At 51.6% G+C, this 19,897-nt stretch carries 9 protein-coding genes; 7 read left to right on the forward strand and 2 right to left on the reverse strand.

Features of this window, described 5'->3' with window-relative positions:
• The first annotated feature begins 231 nt into the window (after window positions 1-231).
• The 4 genes from AC5JLP_RS08755 to AC5JLP_RS08770 all read left to right on the forward strand — a co-directional run bounded on the left by AC5JLP_RS08755 (window position 232) and on the right by AC5JLP_RS08770 (window position 6,171).
• Complete coding sequence (locus AC5JLP_RS08755; protein ID WP_496067549.1) at window positions 232-2,178, forward strand: APC family permease; 1,947 nt, start codon at window positions 232-234, stop codon at window positions 2,176-2,178.
• Between the two features lie 312 nt (window positions 2,179-2,490).
• The gene (locus tag AC5JLP_RS08760) at window positions 2,491-3,765 is read left to right on the forward strand and encodes an MFS transporter (RefSeq protein WP_496067550.1); all 1,275 of its coding nucleotides are present in this window, start codon (window positions 2,491-2,493) and stop codon (window positions 3,763-3,765) included.
• Window positions 3,762-4,949, forward strand: a complete 1,188-nt coding sequence (locus tag AC5JLP_RS08765; protein WP_496067551.1) for an anion transporter — start codon at window positions 3,762-3,764, stop codon at window positions 4,947-4,949. Before AC5JLP_RS08760 ends, AC5JLP_RS08765 begins: the two co-directional genes overlap by 4 nt.
• Window positions 4,950-5,403: 454 nt before the next feature.
• Window positions 5,404-6,171: a methyltransferase domain-containing protein gene (locus AC5JLP_RS08770; RefSeq protein ID WP_496067552.1), complete on the forward strand. Its 768-nt coding sequence runs from the start codon at window positions 5,404-5,406 to the stop codon at window positions 6,169-6,171.
• A gap of 45 nt (window positions 6,172-6,216) precedes the next feature.
• Here the strand turns inward: AC5JLP_RS08770 and AC5JLP_RS08775 are convergent, their stop codons facing one another.
• Window positions 6,217-10,827 carry a CHAT domain-containing protein gene (locus AC5JLP_RS08775; RefSeq protein WP_496067553.1) on the reverse strand — a complete coding sequence of 1,537 codons (4,611 nt, stop codon included), beginning with the start codon at window positions 10,825-10,827 and terminating at the stop codon, window positions 6,217-6,219.
• A gap of 260 nt (window positions 10,828-11,087) precedes the next feature.
• On the opposite strand from AC5JLP_RS08775, the gene AC5JLP_RS08780 reads away from it, so the two are divergent.
• The 3 genes from AC5JLP_RS08780 to AC5JLP_RS08790 all read left to right on the forward strand — a co-directional run bounded on the left by AC5JLP_RS08780 (window position 11,088) and on the right by AC5JLP_RS08790 (window position 15,736).
• Window positions 11,088-14,348: a TIR domain-containing protein gene (locus tag AC5JLP_RS08780; RefSeq protein ID WP_496067554.1), complete on the forward strand. Its 3,261-nt coding sequence runs from the start codon at window positions 11,088-11,090 to the stop codon at window positions 14,346-14,348.
• 13 nt (window positions 14,349-14,361) lie between these two features.
• Window positions 14,362-15,219 (forward strand): DUF928 domain-containing protein, encoded by an 858-nt coding sequence (locus AC5JLP_RS08785; RefSeq protein ID WP_496067555.1) that lies wholly within the window; start codon window positions 14,362-14,364, stop codon window positions 15,217-15,219.
• Window positions 15,220-15,454: 235 nt separating this feature from the next.
• Complete coding sequence (locus AC5JLP_RS08790; RefSeq protein ID WP_496067556.1) at window positions 15,455-15,736, forward strand: PTPA-CTERM sorting domain-containing protein; 282 nt, start codon at window positions 15,455-15,457, stop codon at window positions 15,734-15,736.
• Between the two features lie 684 nt (window positions 15,737-16,420).
• On the opposite strand, the gene AC5JLP_RS08795 is transcribed toward AC5JLP_RS08790, so the two are convergent.
• Window positions 16,421-19,876 (reverse strand): response regulator, encoded by a 3,456-nt coding sequence (locus AC5JLP_RS08795; RefSeq protein ID WP_496067557.1) that lies wholly within the window; start codon window positions 19,874-19,876, stop codon window positions 16,421-16,423.
• Window positions 19,877-19,897: the final 21 nt, after the last annotated feature.

The raw sequence follows: 19,897 nt of genomic DNA on the forward strand, positions 1-19,897 counted from the left end.
ATCTGGCTGGTCGATGGCTCATCTGCTGCTTGGTGGGCTACTTGCTGGTCGATAGGGGCTGGCAAACGTGAGCGGCCATGCAGATAATCCTCTGATGTTGCAAGCGATCGCCTGTGTCGATCTAAGCTTAGATGGAATTATGGTGGCACTAAGTTGAACACCATTGCTAAGCAAGTCGAGGCTAATCATGGTTAAGCATGCAGAAGGGCAGAGCCGCAGGAGTCATGGTTCATGACTAAACGCATTCGTCCAGCCACTTACTATCGTCGCCGATTAGTTTGTTGGCTACTGGAAGAGGATAAAGCGGGCAAAAAAGGGACAGCTCGTAACGTGGAGCCTCATCGCCAGCACAAGTGGTGGCAGGTCATGTGTTTAACTGGGGTCGATTATTTCTCGACGTTGGGGTATCAACCAGGCATTGCAGCTTTGGCGGCCGGGTCGCTTTCGCCGTTGGCAACCTTGATTTTAGTGTTGCTGACCCTGTTTGGAGCGCTGCCCATCTATCGGCGCGTGGCGGTGATCAGTCCGCATGGGGAAGGATCGATCTCTATGCTGGAGCATCTACTGCCCTGGTGGCAAGGCAAGCTCTTTGTGCTATGCCTTCTGGGGTTTGTAGCTACAGACTTTATCATTACGATTACCCTCTCAGCGGCGGATGCTACCGCCCACATTGTTGAGAATCCTCTAGTGCCAGAGTTTTTACATGGGCACGATATTGGGCTGACGCTGGTGCTGGTGTCTTTGCTCAGTGCCGTTTTTTTGAGAGGATTTCGGGAGGCGATCGGGTTAGCGGTCTTTTTAGTAGGCGCTTACTTGCTGTTGAACTTAGTCACGATCGGTGTTGGTATCAGCCATATCCTGAGTCAACCAACGGTGGTTAGCGTCTGGCGTGAGGCACTCTTCGCCAGTCATGGCAACCCGCTGATGATGCTGGGCGTTAGCGCCTTACTTTTTCCCAAACTGGCCCTGGGTTTATCGGGTTTTGAGACGGGGGTTGCGGTCATGCCGTTGGTATGTGGTCAGCGCAGCGATACCGAAGCCGCTCCAACAGGGCGCGTCCGCAACACACACAAGTTGCTCACGACTGCCGCTGTAATCATGAGCTTCTTTCTGCTGACCAGCAGTTTAGTCACCACACTGTTGATTCCTGCCGCCGAGTTTCAATCAGAGGGCAAAGCCAATGGTCGTGCCCTTGCCTACCTCGCTCATCAGTTCATGGGGGATGGTTTTGGGACGTTGTATGACCTCAGCACCATTTCCATTCTGTGGTTTGCAGGTGCCTCTGCAATGGCGGGGCTGTTGAACATTGTGCCGCGCTACCTGCCGCGTTATGGCATGGCACCGAACTGGGCACGTGCGATTCGTCCGCTGGTGCTGGTATACACCACGATCGCCTTTGCCGTCACCATCCTTTTTAAGGCAAATGTAGAAGCGCAAGGGGGAGCCTATGCGACAGGGGTACTGGTGTTAATGAGTTCAGCCGCGTTTGCGGTCACGTTAGCCGCTCGTCATCACGGCTCTAGGCGAGGGGTTTTTGCCTTTGGTACCATTACCCTTGTGTTCTTGTACACAACCGTTACGAACATCATTGAACGACCAGAAGGCATTAGAATTGCAGCCTTTTTCATTGGCACCATTATTGCAACCTCACTTGTCTCACGCGTGTGGCGCTCTACGGAACTGCGAGCAGACCGCATTGACATGGACGAAACGGCTCTGCAATATATTGCCGAAACCAACCAGGCCGAAATTCGGCTCATTGCCAATCGTTTGGGTGCTGGCGATGAGCGGGAGTATTTTCTCAAAGAGAAGGAAGTCCGCGAAGACAACCATATTCCAGCAATGGATGCGGTGCTGTTCCTGGAAGTACAGATTTCGGATGCCTCAGAATTTGTGGATACGATTCGAGTGAGAGGGTTACAGGTCGGCAATTACCGCATTTTGCGGGCAGAAAGTGCAGCGGTGCCGAATGCGATCGCCGCCATTCTGCTGCACATTCGGGATCAAACAGGAAAACTACCTCATGCGTATTTTGGTTGGGTCGAAGGTAACCCCATTCAATACTTAATGCGCTTTATGTTGTTTGGGGAAGGAGACATTGCTGTCGTCACCCGCGAAGTCATCCGTCGGGCCGAAAAAGATCCAGAGCGTCGTCCCATTCTCCATGTGGGTGGTTGAGGTCTATACCCACGGTTGATCCACCATCCACCCATCCACTCCTACACCCTTCAATTTGGGATGTTATTTCTTAGCAGATCCCTAATTTGTGTCCTCACCCATCTACGTACTGCTATACCAAACGTCTTGCCTGCTCCAGCGCTTGCTGCCTTCGCAGCGTGCCCTCATCCGCTTCAAGCAAAGGGTTCCATCTTTCGAGAGACTAGAAAGCCAGCGGTTCGGCTGTAATATCAGTCCGGTAATATTTGCTACCGCTGCTAAGCCTCTCAACGGCTCCAGCGTTTTATGTGAGAGTGAGGGGATTGTCTAGTCATGCTGGAAATAAGTCAGCCGCAAGCGGAGAGTCAGCGGGGCGATCGCACGCCTAGCGGTAAAAGTTTGCGTGCGCTGGATTGGTTGAATGTGTTTTTGGCAGATGTGCGCGATGGGGTTGGCCCGTATCTCAGCGTTTATTTAAAGTCATCGCAAAACTGGGAGCCTGCCCAAATTGGGTTAGCGCTTTCGGCTTCGGCGATCGCCACCATTTTGGCTCAAACGCCAGCGGGAGCATTGGTCGATCGGCTGCGACAGAAACGCTGGCTCTTGATCTGGGCAGCGATCGCGGTGTCGATCGGTTGTATTGCCATCGTATTAGTGCCAACGTTGCCAGTGGTCGTCACCAGTCAGATCTTGATTGGCATTGCGGCGGCAATTTTTCCACCCGCGATCGCGGCGATCACCTTAGGGTTAGTAGGCCATCGCCACTTCGATCGACGTGTTGGACGGAACGAGACGTTCAACCACGCAGGTAATTTGCTGGCAGCCGCTCTCGCCGCGTTGATTGGTCAATTTGTTACGGCGAAGGGCATTTTCTTTCTGGTCGCCGCGATGGCGATCGGCAGTAGTTTATCGACCTTGCGGATTCGGGAACGGGAAATCGATCACGAGTTAGCGCGGGGTGCCACGGAGGATGACGAGCCGCTCGCTGCTCAGCACCACTTGACCGGGTTGAAGCAACTGTTGGGGGATGCCCATATTCGTGCGTTTGCGATCGCGGTGGTGCTCTTCCACTTTGCGAATGCTGCCATGCTGCCGTTGGTGGGTCAACGCTTGGCAGACAATAAAGGACTCGATCCCACCGTTTATCTGTCAGCCTGCATTATTGTGGCGCAGCTTGTGATGATTCCCGCCTCTAATCTTACAGGTCGGCTGACAGAGACTGGACGCAAGCCACTCTTTCTGCTGGGGTTCGCGGTGTTGCCCATTCGTGGCGTTCTGTACACCCTCAGCAGCAATCCCTACTTTCTCGTGTCGGTACAAATTTTAGACGGGGTTGCAGGGGGCATTTTTGGTGTGCTGTCTGTGCTGATGATTGCAGATTTGACCAGAGGCACCGGGCGCTTTAACGTGACGCAGGGGATGCTGAGTACAGCTGTTGGCATTGGAGCCGGACTCAGCAACGTGCTGGCAGGAATCGTAGTACAGCAGGCAGGGTACAATGCTGGCTTTTGGCTCTTAGCCGTGATCGCCGTGATTGCCCTCGTTGTCTTCTGGTTATACGTGCCGGAGACAAAGCCAACGTTGCCTCCTGCTCAAGTACAGCCATGATCATCCTGCGTGCGATCGTTGTTCTACTCACCTACGCCGGACTGGGGCTGGGGTATCTGCCGGGATTACGCATGAACCGGGCCACGATCGCACTTGTTGGTGCGGCAGCGCTGATGGCCTTGGGCGTTTTAGATCTGAAAACGGCGTGGAGCGCGATCGACTATAAAACGCTGGTGTTTCTCTTTGGCATGATGGTCATCAGCGCCAACCTTGCCACCGCTGGCTTCTTTCAACTGTCGCTAGACGTTCTCATGCGGTACGTCCGCAGCCCGTTTGGACTGATTGTCGTGCTGACCTTTGGCAGTGGGTTGCTTTCGGCGCTGTTTATGAATGACACGATCGCCCTCATCCTGACTCCGCTTGTAGTGGGCTTAACCGTTGCCTTAACCCTTAACCCTGTCCCCTACCTGCTCGCGCTTGCAGGCGCAACCAATCTTGGTTCCGTCGCCACGATTAGCGGCAACCCACAAAATATTCTCATCGGCTCGTTTTCAGGCATCAGCTACTTAGAATTTGCCAAAGCGCTAACACCGCTGGCGATCGTTGGTCTGTGCCTCCAGGTCGGGCTGCTGTGGTGGTTGTATCCAGACGTGCGATCGACCCAACCATCTCTGAAACCAAAACACCTGCGCTACCGGGTGTTTAAACCGTTGCTCACCAAAAGCTTGCTTATTACAGCCGGATTGCTTATCGCCTTCCTAGTGAGCATCCCCCCCGCCGAAGCCACCCTCATTGCAGCGGGGTTACTTTTGGTTACGCGTCGCCTCAAGCCAGAGCGCACCTTGCAGAAAGTTGATTGGGACTTGCTGCTGATGTTTTCGGGCCTGTTTATCTTGACCGAAGGGGTGCAAAAACTCGGTACGTTGAATGGATTGTCTCAGTTTGTGCAAACGCCTTTAAGCATTTTGGGCGTAACGGCACTCTTGTCCAATCTTGTGTCGAACGTGCCAGCCGTGTTGCTGCTGCATCACCTCATGCCCCAACCTGATACCCGTACCTGGCTCTTGCTGGCGGCGGGTTCCACCCTGGCAGGAAATTTAACGCTGCTTGGCTCCGTAGCCAATCTCATTGTGGCGGAAGCAGCCATCAAACAGGGGTATCGCCTCACGTTTTGGGATCACCTACGCTTTGGGTTGCCGCTGACGGTGGTGACGCTGGCGATCGCGTACTGCTGGCTTTACTGAGGGAGCATTAGCGGTCAGCGGTCAGCCATTAGCGGTCAGCGCATCCAGTATGTTCAGCTATCATTGCGTCTGATTACTTACCTGCAATCGTCTTATCACAACCCACCAAGGCAATGTGCGATCGTGCACAAGCTTTGTGTGACCATGCATAAGCTTTGTGTGACCATGCACAAGCGTAGTATCATCACTCACAATCGTATGGTTACTGCCGATCAGGCCATGCGCGATCGTGCACAACCATTGTGTGCCTCTGCACAATTGTATTGTCATGACCGTTCATGCTATGCGCGATCGTGCACAAGCATCGTGTCACCCTGCATCATTGCCTTGTGACAACTCACATAGGTAATAGCCCACGGTCGCAAGGTTGTGATCGCTTGCTGCTGCTGTTACGCGAGTCTGGTAAAACTGATCTATGCCGTACATATTAGATTTATGCCGTACATTTTAAGCCATGCAAGATACCTGGAACCCTGAACAATACGATCGCTTTCTCGCAGAACGGAGTCGTCCGTTTTACGATCTGGTGGCTTTGATTCAGCCCAAAGCAAATTTACGCATCCTCGATCTGGGCTGCGGTACAGGAGCGTTGACAAAGTATCTGCATGAAACGCTAGCCGCTCACGAAACGATCGGGCTAGATGCGTCAGCAAACATGCTTGAGAAAGCGCATCCCTTTACAGGCGACGGTCTCCGGTTTACCTCCGGTCAGATTGAGGGCACCTTACCCGATGGCGCATTTGACCTCATCGTTTCTAATGCCGCGCTGCAATGGGTGCCAAAGCATCGTGACTTACTCACAAACTTTAAACAAAAGCTGCGACCGGGTGGACAACTCGCCATCCAGATACCTGCAATGGATAACGACCCTGTGCATACCTTAGCAGCAGAGACCGCACGCGACTTTAGCCAACCGCTCCACGGGTACGTGCATCAATTTGAAGTGTTGCTGCCAGAGCAATATGCCCACTTACTTTACCAGTTGGGTTTTGTCGAGCAAACCGTGAGGCTTCAGCTTTATGGACACGTACTGCCATCACGAGAAGCTGTGCTGGACTGGTATCGCGGCTCTCTCCTCACCGATTATCAGCGACGGTTAGATGCCGCAACCTTTGAGCAATTTGTGGCGCGGTACTGGGAAACGTTGTGTCCGTACCTGAACGACGATCGCCCCTTCTTCTTTCCATACAAGCGCATTCTCATGTGGGGACGGCTGGACTGAGATGAGACGGCGCGATCGTTGATGATGCAATCCTCAAAGAGTTTACTACCAAGGACTACCAATCATCGTAAACGCTGACCAGTAATACGGGTGGGAAAAGTCTTGTCGGCTCAATTTGGCAAGTTCTGGCGGGAGGGGGAGTTCGCTAGTTCCATACCGCAACTTGCCTTCCTCGACGTTCACCTGCCTCTTAAGCATGGCGATTTGAGCCTCTCGCAAAGCACCAGCTTTGGTGGGTACGCGGTGCAACTCCTCATAAAACCGAGACATTAAGCCGATTGTTCCCTCGTCACTGATATTCCACAAACTTGCCAGAGCAGACTTCACACCTGCTTTCACCGCAAAGCCCGCAAAGCCAAGCTCTGCATCTTCGTTCCCCAATGCCATCTGGCAAGCACTTAAGACTACCAGTTCGGCGGGTGGATTATTCCAACCCAGGGTGCGGATCTGATTTAAGCGCAGTTTTTCATCGGCAAGCTGAATATACGATTGGTTGATGTTTCCTGGCAAAAACTCGCCATGAGTTGCCAGATGAATGATCCCAAATGGTTGATCTTGGCGCTGCTTCTGTAGAGTACTGAAGGTAAAATCTTGATTGAGAATGGCACGTCCCTGCCAGCGATCGCCCCCCAAAATCGTTGTCAGTTCAAGCTTGGCACCCAATAGTGGATTTTGGTTGGCATCTGTAAAGGTAGATGCGCCAGCCGCCAGCACTTGTGATGTGCGGACATTCCCATAGCGAAGATCAGTCAGGCTTAAGCTGGGCAGTAGACCAATACTGTACTTTTCAACCAGAAACTTGCGATCGTGCTCATCATAAAGCGCCGCCAACGGCAAAAACCGCAGGTTCGTATCCATAATGAACATCAGCGTGTCAATGCCTTGCGCTTTGAGTTCTGCCTCCATCGGCTTCACGAGCCACCTATAAAGCTGCTTGGCTGAAGGCAGGTAGCTGCGAGTCAAAGTTTTGCTGGGGTCAGCTACCTCATTGCGAAAAGTCAGCGCCAGTTTAAACACCTTTGACCGCGTCACCCCAGGCACTTTCTTAAGAATGGGACTGCCCGTTGCAGGCACCACAACGAGAACGAGATCAGGTTCTGCACTAGCAACCTGACTAATGACGGGATTACCAGCAGCATCGTAAGACAGCTTCGGCTGCTTATTGTCACTTTCGTCTTCGCTGATGTCGGCTTCGACGAGTCTGGGCAGGAGGCTGATGTAAAACAACGCAGGTTTAACCCCCGCTGCCGCTTCGATTTTTTGTAGAGAACTCTGAACCTCCGGCAATGATTTGGGTGCAGGTTGCTCTTTCAGTTCCAGATGATCCGTAAATTGGTTTGTAATGCTGCTTTCCAGTTCTGTTTGCAGCGTATTGACGCGATCGACCCGTGCAAGCTGACCCACCTCTACCAGCGGTTTCGGCGGCACTGGATAAGTCGGTGTGGACTTTTGTTGAACCGCTCTTCGTTCTTGCTCAGCGTAATCTTGTTGAATCGCTCTTTTCGCTGTCTCAAGGTCTGTGGGTTGAGGGGTGGGTTGGGGCGTGGGTTGAGGAGTAGAGCGTGGAGTGGGCTGTGGAAAGCTGGATCCAAATTCATAGGCACCAATATCTACTCGATTGTTAGCAATACGGCTAGCTCCCCGCTGATCAGTGGTTAAAGGGTTCCCATTCGCATCCACAACCAGTGCGTTACTGCCAGCATCGATCGCGGGAGAACCCGGTAGCAGTGCCAGCGTCTGTGTAAGTCCACCATTATTCGCTAATGGTGCTAGTTGAGGGTTGATGTTGAGTAAGTCAGTGCTGACAAAGCCGCTAGCCCCACTGGCATTGCCAATCAGGTTAAAGCCCAGGCTATTGATGGCACCAGACACGTCAACACCCATTGGGCTGGTATTGCCAGCTACAATGCTATTGCCGATCGAGAGCGTGCCGTTGCTATAGATACCGCCGCCACCATCTGCAGTATTGCCACTAAGGGTGCTGTTGCTTAAGTTAACCGTTGCAACTGCGTTGACAAAAACCGCACCACCGAAGGACTGACCGTTACTGCCAGGTGCAGTGAACCCGCTGGATCCGCCAGTCCCTCCAATGGCTGAATTGCCGCTGAAGGTTGTATTTGCAAGTCTTAACGTTCCAGAGTCTACGAAAATTGCGCCCCCCAGTCCTGCACCTCCTCCACCGCCTGCAGCAGCACTAGCACCTCCCTGACCTCCTGTACCTCCGCCAAACCCGCCGGTACCTCCAGGGAGACCAGAGAATCCGGATGTTCTACCGCCGCCACCGCCACCACCACCACCAAAACCGCCGTTACCACCACCACCACCACCACTACCACCACCACCGCCGCCACCACCACCACTGGCAAAGCCGCCGACTCCACCCGTGCCACCAAAATCCGTGACGGCACCGGATGCGCCTCCTTCACCTCCAGCCGCACCTCCCCCTGTTCCCCCTGTTCCATCAAAGAAGCCATTGTTGGGGAATCCGCTTCCTCCATTGCCGCCGATTGCTTGGTTATCTGCAAACGTCGAGTTTTGGATGCTAACTGTTGCTCCAGAACTATAGAACGCACCCCCTAATCCGGCACCCCCGCCCCCACCTCCACCTGCACCGACGCTACTACCATCGGCTCCATTACTGCCAATCGCCCGGTTGCCCACGAGAGTGCTATTGGTCAGATTGAAGATACCGCTGCTAATCTGAATACCGCCGCCAGACGTGGATGCGGTATTGTTGCTAATCGTGCTGTTGCTTACTGTCAGCGTGGCAGCGTTGCTGGAGATGCCGCCGCCCCGATCTGCCCTGCCTTGAGCAATCGTCAGGTTATTGATATTCGCAACTGTGCCAGCCCCAGAAACATTAAACACCTGCACTGCGTTATTGCCACTAACCGTTGTGCTGCCAGCACTGATCCCATTTAAAGTTAGGGACTTAGCAATGTTCACTGTACTCGTCAGGGTATAGGTGGCCGCTGCCAGGTTAACCGTTCCGCCCACAGCCGCGACATCCACGCCATTCTGCACCGTTCCTGCTGCACCCACATTCACATTAGTAGCTGTACCGCTGAGCGTACTACCAGTACGTAGCGTGATTGGTTGATTCAGGTTAGCCGTTGGGGCTGTAAGAGCCAGATTGCCGGGATCGATATTGGCACTGGCGTTAATGGCTGCATTGACTGTAATCGAGTTAGTCGCTTGCAAGTTGACATTAGTCCCATCAAGGGCAGTGACGATCGTCCCCGCGTTGATCGTGCCAGCCGCTGTGGGAGTGTTCGTTCCTCCCGCGATCGCCGCCGTGCCTCCCATTGCCACCACCGTGAGATCGGTGGGATCTAGCAACCAGGTGCCTACCTGCCCAAAGGGTGCCAGGGTACTGACGCTGGCAGTGGGCGCAACCATCAGCGTTTGTTTACCAGACGTTTCGACTAACCCACCGTTGCCGCCATTGCTGCCGCCCCGTGCTGTGATCGTGCCTGCAACGTTTGTGGTGTCATTTGACCAGGCGACGACCGTGCCGCCGTTGCCTGTAGGCGCTATCGCATCAGCATGGACGATCGTATTCGCATCTACATCTGTAAACCGAGCATTGGGAAGCGTTTCCTGTCCCTGATATGCGCCCCCAATCCGCACGGTGCCGCCGTTTAGTCCAGAGGCATCCAACGTCGCAGCTTGCAGGGAGACGCGATCGCCGAGTACGGCAATTTGGGCTGAGGAGGCAGGGGTGGCAGGGGGAGCAGAGGAGGCGACGGAGATTTGACCGCTGACGATCGCCGTTCCGGGTGCGGTAGACAGTCGCGTTGTGGAACCCGTGAGCTGAAGTGTGCCATCGGGATTGACGGTAACGCCTGTTGCATTGTCAAGGTTGCCGCCCGTCAACAGTTGGGGTAGTGTCGGTGGTGTAGCAACATTGGAAAGGGACGCTTGAGCACTCAGCGGTGAGAGCTCCAGGCTGAGCAAGCTACCCTGCTGACTCAGGCGTACCAGCGTTTGACCATGTACGGCAGCAATGGTGATCTGTCCGCCCGGTGCGGTCAATTGCCCTGTGTTGAGGACAGTGCCACCTAGCAGCGTCAGACTTTGTCCCTGACCGACCGCAAGTTTCCCCAGATTGGCGATCGCTCCCGGCTGAGCCATCGTAAATGCAAACGTGCTGGGAGTTCCAATCAACGTCGCGTAATCATTCGACCCGATCGCATTGAACCACTGCCCATTGTCAAACCCAATGCCAGTTGCCGTCGTCGCCGTAAACGAGGCAGGCACATTCAAACGGGCATTAGCACCAAAGATAATGCCCGCCGGATTCATCAGATACAGGTTAGCAGCACCGCCCGTCACCTGGATTAACCCATTAATGACTGAGGGATCGCCACCTACCACCCGCCCTAAAATATTGCGAACCGCAGCTGGAGAGAGAAAGTTTGCCACTTCACCCTGGCTGAGGCCAAAGCGATCGAAGCTGTGAAAGAGGTTTGCGTCATCACGAGACGATCGTCCACCACCAATATCCAGGCGGTTACCTTGAGGCGTAACAACTGTTCCAGTCCCATCAGTTGCTGGTGTAATCGAAGAAAGCTGAGCCTGGGCGATTGAGTGACTCAGAGGTGTAAGAACGCTCAAGCCTGCCAGCCAAGCCAACAACGATACCAGGTTTTTCATGGGTAGAGTCCAGGAACACAGGGAGATGCAACCGTTTCATTATGAAACTTTCAGAACGAGTACCACATAGCAAAAACAGCATCATGAGAACAGCGGCGTGAGCATGTCAAAGCAAGATAGCCACCTTCAATTTCCACAACAGGAAAATCAACTCGCATAAGGAGTGTTCGTCCTTGATTTGTCAACCGCCGATCTTCGCATTTTAATAGCGACATCATATACTATTAGCAGATAAAAACGTAGGTGCAGGCGACGGGTCGATGTCTCAGAGAACTTATCATGTCTTTATTTCTTATGGACGCGCCCATAGCAAAGCGTTTGTGATGCGGCTCAACGAACAATTATTGCAAGCAGGTTTCAAAGTTTGGGTTGATTTTACAGACATTCCGCTAGGGGTCGATTTTCAGAACCAGATTGATGATGGTATTGAGAAAGCCGACAACTTCCTGTTTGTGATTTCACCTCACTCCGTCAACTCCGTCTATTGTCGCCGCGAGATTGAACAAGCGCTAAAATACAGCAAGCGGATCATTCCCTTACTGCACATTCCTGAAATTGACCAAACACAGTGGCAGCAAGCTCATCCACAGGGTACTGTTGACGAATGGCGGCAGTATCAAGCGCAAAAACTCCATTTTGGGGATGATCGGAATCCGAATCTTCACCCTACGATCGCCAAAATCAATTGGCTCCCCTTTATTGAAACGGTTCATCTGTTTGACGATTCGTTGCAACAGCTATTGGATGTTTTTGAACGTCATCAAGACTATGTACAGAACCACACTCGCTTTCTGCTTGGCGCTTTAGAATGGGAACGTAACCAGAAGCATTCTCATTATCTGTTGAGCGGGAATGACTACAAGCAGGCAGAAAGCTGGCTCAAGTTTCGCTTTCAAGATGAGCAGCCTCCCTGCATTCCCACCGATTTACATTGCGAATATATTATCGAGAGCATCAAGTACAACAGCGACTTGATGACTCAGATATTTCTCTGTTACGCCGAGGAAGATGATGCCGTTACCCAGTCCGTGCGTCGTCTCTTAATGCGGCACGGTGTCACTGTTTGGACAAACAAAATCGATATTAAGAAAGGTGATCAGTTCCAGGAAGCCATCAATCGGGGGATTGAGGAGGCCGACAATATCGTCTATTTGCTGTCACCTAATTCGCTGCGATCAACCTATTGTCAACAAGAACTTAGCTATGCGCTATCTCTCAATAAGCGCATCATTCCCTTGCTGGTGAGAGACACTGATTGGACGTGTGTTTCGCCAACCTTGCAAAGTCTGCAATATATTGACATCACCGAAGCCGTGGACGCGGCTGGAACTGTCAATAGAGAAGTGCTTCAGCAGCAAGCCGATCAGCTACTGCGCTTGTTGCAGCAGGATGCCATCTATTACACTATTCACAAATTTGTGTTGGCAAAGGCGTTGATGTGGGAACGGCAGCAACGCAATACCAGCATTCTCCTGCGCGGACATAACTTACAGTACGCCGAAGGATGGCTCAAAGCGGCAAAGCTACGATCGCAGCATGTGCCTACCCCTCTGCAAGAAACTTTTATTAACGCTAGCTCAGAACATCCTCCAGAGCAATATCTAGAGGTCTTTGTTTCCTATTCACGCGTGGACACTGACTTTGCCCGCCGCTTAAATAATGCACTTCAAAGACAGGGAAAAACCACCTGGTTTGATCAACAAGCGATCGCGGCTGGCACTGATTTTCAACAGGAGATTTATCGAGGTATTGAAACCTGCAACCATTTTCTCTTCATTATCTCTCCTGATGCCATCCAATCACCGTACTGTGCGGGAGAGGTTGAATACGCCCAGAAGCTTAATAAGCGGATTGTGACGGTAGTGTATCGACCCGTTGAAGCAACTATGTTGCCTCCTGGGTTGGCAGCCGTGCAGTGGATTGACTTTAACCGCTACAATCACGACTTTTATGCCAACTTCAGTGAGTTGCTCCGGGTGCTGGATACTGACCAAGAACACTTGCGATTGCATACCCGCCTGTTAGGACGCGCCCTAGAGTGGGAACAAGCAGGGGGTGATCCAAGCTTTTTGCTGCGTGGCACCGACTTAGTTAAAGCAGAGCAATGGTTTCAGGAAGCCGCTACCAAAACGCCACCACCGCTCCGTCTCCAGCGCCAGTATATTCAAACCAGCCGCAAATCACCTCTGCGTTCAGCCAAACCTCGTACAGTGGTGCTGACCAGTCTCGTTGCTACCCTCTTCGTACTAGGGCTGCGGTTTTCGGGCCTGCTGCAGCCCTTTGAACTCAAAGCTCTCGACCATCTGATGCTGTTGCCGCGCAACGAAGCGCCAGACCCACGTCTCTTGGTCGTTGAAATAACGGAGGCAGACATTCAAACCAAGCTCAAGCAAAAAGAAAAGGGCCTGGGCACGCTGTCTGATGAATCTCTGAATCGCCTGTTGGAAAAATTAGAGCGGCATCAACCCCGACTCATTGGGCTGGATTTATTTCGCGACTTTGAAACGGATGCAAGTGTCCCTGGGTTAGTCGATCGCCTGCGTCAAAACCAGCGCTTTATTGGCGTGTGCAAGCTACCAGAAGTTGGTCAAGGTGCAATTACAACAGACGGCATTGCACCACCCGTAGAGGTGAGTGGCGATCGTATTGGGTTTGCGGATATCAACCCCGACCCCGATCACGTCGTTCGACGGCAAGCGCTGCGGGTGGTTCCACCCAACGATCGCTGTACAGCAACCCAGTCCTTTGGGTTTGTGCTTGCCCGTCGTTATTTAGAACTGGAGCCTGGAAAAGCCATCTCGTATCAAGACCCGGTGACATCTAATAGCGCGTTAAAGCTGGGTACTGTTTCGTTCCAGCGGTTAGAAGGCTATGCCGGAGGGTACCAAGCGATCGATACCGCAGGGTATCAAGTGCTGCTAAACTACCGCGCGCCTAACGGTGATCCAACCCAAATTGCCGAACACATAACGCTGAGCGATGTTCTCAACGATCCTATCTCCAGCGAAAAAATTGCCGATCGCATCGTGTTGATTGGCATCACCTCTAAAGCAAGCGCTCAAGATATTGTCACGACTCCTTATAAGCAGATTCCAGGCGTATACTATCAGGCACAGGTTACCAGCCAAATCATCAGTGCCACCTTGAATGGACGATCGCTCCTGTGGCGTTTGCCCCTGTGGTCAGAGGTCGTATGGCTTTTGTTCTGTGCTTTAGGAGGTGGTTCGTTTATCTACTACCTGCGATCGCCACGACGGTTGGGAATCGCGGGGAGTTTGGCGGTTGTGGGGCTCTATCTAGTCGGTGTGACCTGTTTTGTCTTTGGCAACCTTTGGACACCGATCGTCCCTTCAGTGCTTGTTTTGCTGCTAAGTGGTAGCAGTGTTTTATATCTAACCAATCGTGCGCCACACAGACTAGCTCATCCCAAGGCACAGCCGATACAGTCACCAAACAACGTCAAACAGTCAGCAACAACTCACCCAAAAGCATTGGTTGCGTCCCAGCTATCCAAACAGTAGGAGTTTAATGACCATGCTCTGGGGAAAACCAGCAGCACACCGAGCCCAAGCCGCCTGGGTAATCATCATTGTAATGAGTGCGTCCCTGATGCCTGCGCCCGCGCAAGCAGGATGGTGGCCGCCTTCCTGGTTTAAGCGATCGTCCGGATGGGGGCCACCCAGCGGCAATAGCAGCAGTGCAGCGCATCGAGGTGGTACCTGCGCCTCTACAACGAGCAAGCTGCCCTTGACAGCTTTAGCACCCACCCCTGTGCAAGCAGTGGACGAACAGGCTCTTGGTGCCACAACCGCTGCTTACCCCACCCTCTGGTTTTATCTTCCCTATACCATTGGTCAATCGACTCCAAGCACTCAGGCTGAAAAATCAGACAAAACTCCACAACCGTTTGTCGAACTCCGGTTAGAAGAAAAAAACGCAGACGATAGCGCTTATCACCAGCGCACTATTCTAACAATGTCTTACACACAAGCGGGCATCATCGGCATTCCCCTCACTTCAACCTCGCAGTCACCTCTGGAAGTTGGCAAACTGTATCACTGGCTATTCGTTATTCATTGCGTTCCAGGTGATGCTTCTGCCAATAAATTTACGAGACTGTCCCTGTTGCGAGTGACACCAGAGTCTCGCGTACCGCAGCCACTTGAACAAAGCATTCCAAGGCCGCAGCGCAAGCTGTATACCCAGTATGGGCTGTGGGATACTGTGAATGATGGCGTATGGAATGATTTCATTACGGCTTTGGCGGCACTACGCTGTCGATCGCCTAATGATGCAACCTTGACTACCCTATGGGCACAATCGTTGACAGATGTGGGCTTGCAGTCAGTGGCTAAGCAGCCGCTTCAATGCCCCCCTGCTGTTCCACGGTGATTCAACTGTTGACCAGCTTTTGGGTCGAACGTTGAACGTAACGCCACAGTAAGTCACCGATGCCGCGCCCATGCAAGAGAAGGGTTATTCGTGATGCCTCAAGGTGCTAAAGAGCTTTTCACAGTAGAAGCTTTATGAATTATCTATCTTCGTAAAAATTGTGTATGACATTGTGAAAGAATCGTGATTCGCTACACTGCTTCCGTAATTGTCCTTAGACCTTTAGTGGAGGCTTATGGAAGTAGTATGGTCGGCAATCATTTTATTTCTGATTGCCATTTTTAGTGGCGGCAATGGTGGAAACAATCAAACTAATCATTTCAAGCGTCAAGCGAGCAAACCTCCGATCGAACAATCCACTCCAAAGCCAGAGAAGGGTAAGGAAAACAAGCCAGTTCAGCAGCCTGACAAGCCGCCAACCTCTGTGCCTACACCCGCCCTGCTCCCCGGTTTAATTGGACTGGGTGTCGCAGCCTTCCGCAAACACAAGTTGGCAAAGGATGAGACGTCAGTTTAATCGGTTGGTCATACCGATTTAAAGAATGATGGCTACAGATCAATCGGTGGGTAGGGGCAAGGCAGTGCCTTGCCCCTACAGGATGTGTCGCATTTTCAATTCAAATTGGTATCATTCAGCAATCCTTCTTGATTGATGAACATGTTACTGAATTAGCCGCCAGCTCTCAGCCGTCTGCTTTCAGCTCTAAATGGCTGACCATTGATCGCTGACCGCTAGCAGCTTTCAACAAGGCACACGTTTCATGAATAATTTAGGACTGCCATCTGTCTAGTTTCAATCCTTGCCCCTGCCCACTCAGGGGTTTTTTATTGCCAGCTTTTTTGCCATATAAATTTATGGCAACGTGCTGAGTGCCATAGACGTTAAGGCAGCTTTTCGTTAAATGTGCTGAGAAGGGTAATCAACTCATTTGTCTTGGCGATCGCGCTTATTTTGCCTAAACAGCGATCGCCATCATGAACGGTCTCATACTAATTTAAAGTATGACCACTCCAGATCAATCACCGGGTAGGGGCACGGCATTGCCGTGCCCCTACAGAATGTGCAGCATTCCGAATTTAATTTAGTATCACTTTGTGAAAAGATGGCGCGATCGTTTGCACATCCTACCTGTTATCTCGCTTAGAGATGCGACGATGCGTACAAGCAAAAACGTTATATTTTAAGCTTGAAAAAAGATCATTATTCCATGCGGGCTTCTAAATTTGTTTTAATCGCCGCTAAAAACTCTTGTTCTAAATAAGGCTTTGTGAAGTAAGCCGTTGCGCCTAGCTGCATGGCTAGCCAGCGATGTTTTTCATTGCTGCGAGAGGTCAACATCATAATTGGAATGTTGACTATTTGAGGATCTTGACGGCGGTAGCTGAGAAATTCAAAGCCATTCATGTTAGGCATTTCAATATCACAGATGACGAGATCTACTGATGAACGCTGACACTGGTTAATTGCCTCTTGCCCATCACGTGCCTGTAAGACTCGATAGCCAGCCCTTTCAAGCGATAACGCTAAGGTTCGTCGTAAGGTGACCGCATCGTCCACAACCAGAATAGTCGTTGTTTGAATTGTGGAAACAAACGTTGCAGGCTTACGAGCAGAGGGTTGACCGTGAACATCTACACGGCGTTGTGATCCATCTGCTGGGATAATTTCGGCTTCCTTGTGTTTTCGCTCAAACGCTAACAGCGCGCTACTGTCAATGACGGGAATCAAACTGCCATCTCCCAAACTTGTGCAGCCATAGAGATAGCTAGGAGGAGCCATGACAGTACCAAAAGATTTGATCACCAACTCCTGCTCTGTGATGAGTTGATCCACCTCAATGGCAAACATTTGCTCTTGCTGGTGCAATACCAACATGGGTGAGGTCATCGTTTTGGGAGCAGAAAACGTTGATGATAATCTGCTGACAGGCGCTTCGGGTAATGGACAGGCATACTCTAAAAGGTCAGCGAGGCGATAGGCAGGAATAATTTGCTCTCTCCAGTACAAGAACCGCTGGTCTCCTGATGGCCGAATTTGATTGGTTTGAGGGGTGATGATTTCTTCCACGCTATCGACTGGTAAGGCAAGGGTGGTGGAACCAACGGTGCAAATGACCAACTTAGTGTTGGTAAGCGTTAAGGGCAAGCGCAGCGTAAAGGTTGTACCCTGCCGAGGTGCTGATGAAACGACAACCGTGCCCTTAATTGATTGCAGTTGCGATCGCACCACATCAAGACCAATCCCTCGTCCAGATAGTTCGCTGACCTGTTGTGCGGTGGAAAAACCTGGCTCAAAAATGAGTTCAAACAACCGTGCTGGGGGTGACGTCAGCAATTGCTCGGCTGAAAACCAACCAAGTTCAAAGGCACGGCTCCGAATGCGATCCAGATTTAAGCCCTGCCCATCATCTTTAATCTCAATAACGGTTTGATTACCTTTGTAATACGCTCGAATATCAATTTGACCAGTCGTTGGCTTGCCTAATTGCGATCGCACATGGGAGGCTTCAATACCATGATCAAACGCATTGCGAAGCAGGTGCAGCAGCGGATCGTAGAGTTTTTCTAGAATGGCGCGATCAACTAGCAAGCTGGTACCCGTCAATTTCAAACTGACTGGCTTGTGATAAGTGGTTGACAAATCGCGCAACACACGAGGAAACCGATTGAGCACTTCCCCTAGTGGGATCATGCGTGCCTGAGTCAACTCGTTGCTGAGACCCGACAACATGTGTCGCTGTTGATCCAGCAAACGATCGGACTGTCTCGCATACAGTGTGACATCATCAACTGATTCGTCTAACTGTACAAAGTTCTCAAGAATCTCTTGTAGCTGGGCATGTAGGACTCCATAGCTATCCATCTCAAGCGAATCGAATCCAGCGGCTGGGCTTGAGGCTAAATCGTTTGGGGTGCTAAATGGTCGGCTCCCTGGTTGCGCGCCGCGTTCGCCATTTTCTATCAGGGATGGCACTGGCTTCAAAGAATGGCTAGAAACTTGTGCATAGTTCTGTCGTTCTGGCGCTACCAACATCTGGTCTAGTGATTCTCGCAGATGGCTCACCATATCTTCAAAGCGAGAAAATCGCCTCAGCAACTCGCGCAAGACGCTCTGGAGTTGCTCATTTTGTAGCGAGAGACCATTGCGATTAATGGTAAGTTCGCCCACGAGATTACTCATACGTTCGAGGCGATCGGAGTCAACGCGCACAGTGAGATTTGGCGTGGCATTCTGTTTGACTTGACGGACGGGAGGCGTTTCCTGGTCTTGACGGCGAGTCGAGCGGAACGTCGTCTGGCTAAGTTGCAATGCACCTGGTTGATTAGACTCAGAGGTGACTAAACTGCCTGGTTCGCTAAAAGATGATGCTTCCGCATTCTGTGCTGCAACCCACTCAGCATCGATGACCTCAGTGAGTGAAACATCCCTTTCAGCGGCGTCCATTTCAACCGAATCCCTTTCAGCGATAAACCTGTGATTGAGAGGTTCGGTAGTAACGAAATCGGGTTCTTCTAGCACGTTATCTGGGTCGATCGCAAACGGTTCAGATACAGGTAGAACCGTAGGTTCCAGCGCTTCCTCTGGGTCGATCGTCGTTTCGGTGGCCGTGACCGCATTGCCAAACAGCCCAAACAGACTTTCAAGCTGGGGCATTACCACTTTTAGCTGGTTGGTTGCGTCTGCCTCTTGTAATGGCTCTTGCAATGGGTTGATTGCTGCCACTTCATCTTGCTGGGCCACTATATCCAATTCAGGTTTATTTGTATTGGGAACGTTGATGCTTGGGGTGTAGGGATTAAATGTGTTGGTGACTGGAACGCTCGTGTGTGCCACATCCATCGTTGGAGCGTGCATGAATGAGGTTGGGACGGTTCCCTCTAATGCTAACGACATCAGCGCCGCAGATGGTTTTAAGCCCTTCGTTCGATCGCCTGCTAAAACGGCTTGACGACTGCGTTCTAAGTCAATTAGTGTGAGTTCTGTAATTTCTAACGCGCGATCGGGATGAGCATTGAGCGCCTGTTGGGCTGTTTCGGCAATGATTCTAAATTCTGGCAGGTTGAGCAGTTCAGCAAACCCGATAAATACTTCAATTTGCGCCCGCAGTTCTCCGGCAACTTCATACTCGTGTGGATGTTTCAACATGGCGGCGAGGCGATCGAGTCCTTGCGCCACATCCACTTCAAAGATCGAAGTCACCATATCCACGCCAAGCTCAGCGGAACTGGGCAAGTACGTTTCGGTTTGAAGCAGTGCTTCGCCACAGCGGCTTTCGATTTGAGTAAAAATGGGATCGGCGATCGCCAATGCCTCTGGGTTAAAAGCACCTGTGGTAATCTGTTCCATCAACGGTAGCCGCAAACAGTCATAGGCTAACAGCAGATCATTTTCCAGAGCTGTATCAATTTCTAAAGAATCGCTGTAGAGCGCCTTGAGAATGTTTTCGAGGCGATGTGCCAGGGTTGCGATCGCCTCTAGCCCGACGCTGGCCGCTCCTCCTTTGAGTGAGTGGGCCGCCCGCATCAAATTGTGCACAGTGGCAGTATTCCGCTGCTTTAGGCTCAGTAAGCCTGTCTCCAAAATTTGCAGCAGTTCAGGTGCTTCTTCCGTAAAAAATTGATAGGCGTGGTCACGGATATCAGAGTTGATTGCCATTAGTTTTGGTGCTTTCTAAAG

The sequence above is a fragment of the Stenomitos rutilans genome (genome assembly GCF_059505485.1).

Excerpts from the sequence above, each read along its gene's own strand:
- AC5JLP_RS08795 (WP_496067557.1), bottom strand. The coding sequence starts at position 19,876 with ATGGCAATCAACTCTGATATCCGTGACCACGCCTATCAATTTTTTACG.
- AC5JLP_RS08770 (WP_496067552.1), top strand. The coding sequence starts at position 5,404 with ATGCAAGATACCTGGAACCCTGAACAATACGATCGCTTTCTCGCAGAA.
- AC5JLP_RS08775 (WP_496067553.1), bottom strand. The coding sequence starts at position 10,827 with ATGAAAAACCTGGTATCGTTGTTGGCTTGGCTGGCAGGCTTGAGCGTT.
- AC5JLP_RS08760 (WP_496067550.1), top strand. The coding sequence starts at position 2,491 with ATGCTGGAAATAAGTCAGCCGCAAGCGGAGAGTCAGCGGGGCGATCGC.
- AC5JLP_RS08790 (WP_496067556.1), top strand. The coding sequence starts at position 15,455 with ATGGAAGTAGTATGGTCGGCAATCATTTTATTTCTGATTGCCATTTTT.
- AC5JLP_RS08780 (WP_496067554.1), top strand. The coding sequence starts at position 11,088 with ATGTCTCAGAGAACTTATCATGTCTTTATTTCTTATGGACGCGCCCAT.
- AC5JLP_RS08765 (WP_496067551.1), top strand. The coding sequence starts at position 3,762 with ATGATCATCCTGCGTGCGATCGTTGTTCTACTCACCTACGCCGGACTG.
- AC5JLP_RS08755 (WP_496067549.1), top strand. The coding sequence starts at position 232 with ATGACTAAACGCATTCGTCCAGCCACTTACTATCGTCGCCGATTAGTT.
- AC5JLP_RS08785 (WP_496067555.1), top strand. The coding sequence starts at position 14,362 with ATGCTCTGGGGAAAACCAGCAGCACACCGAGCCCAAGCCGCCTGGGTA.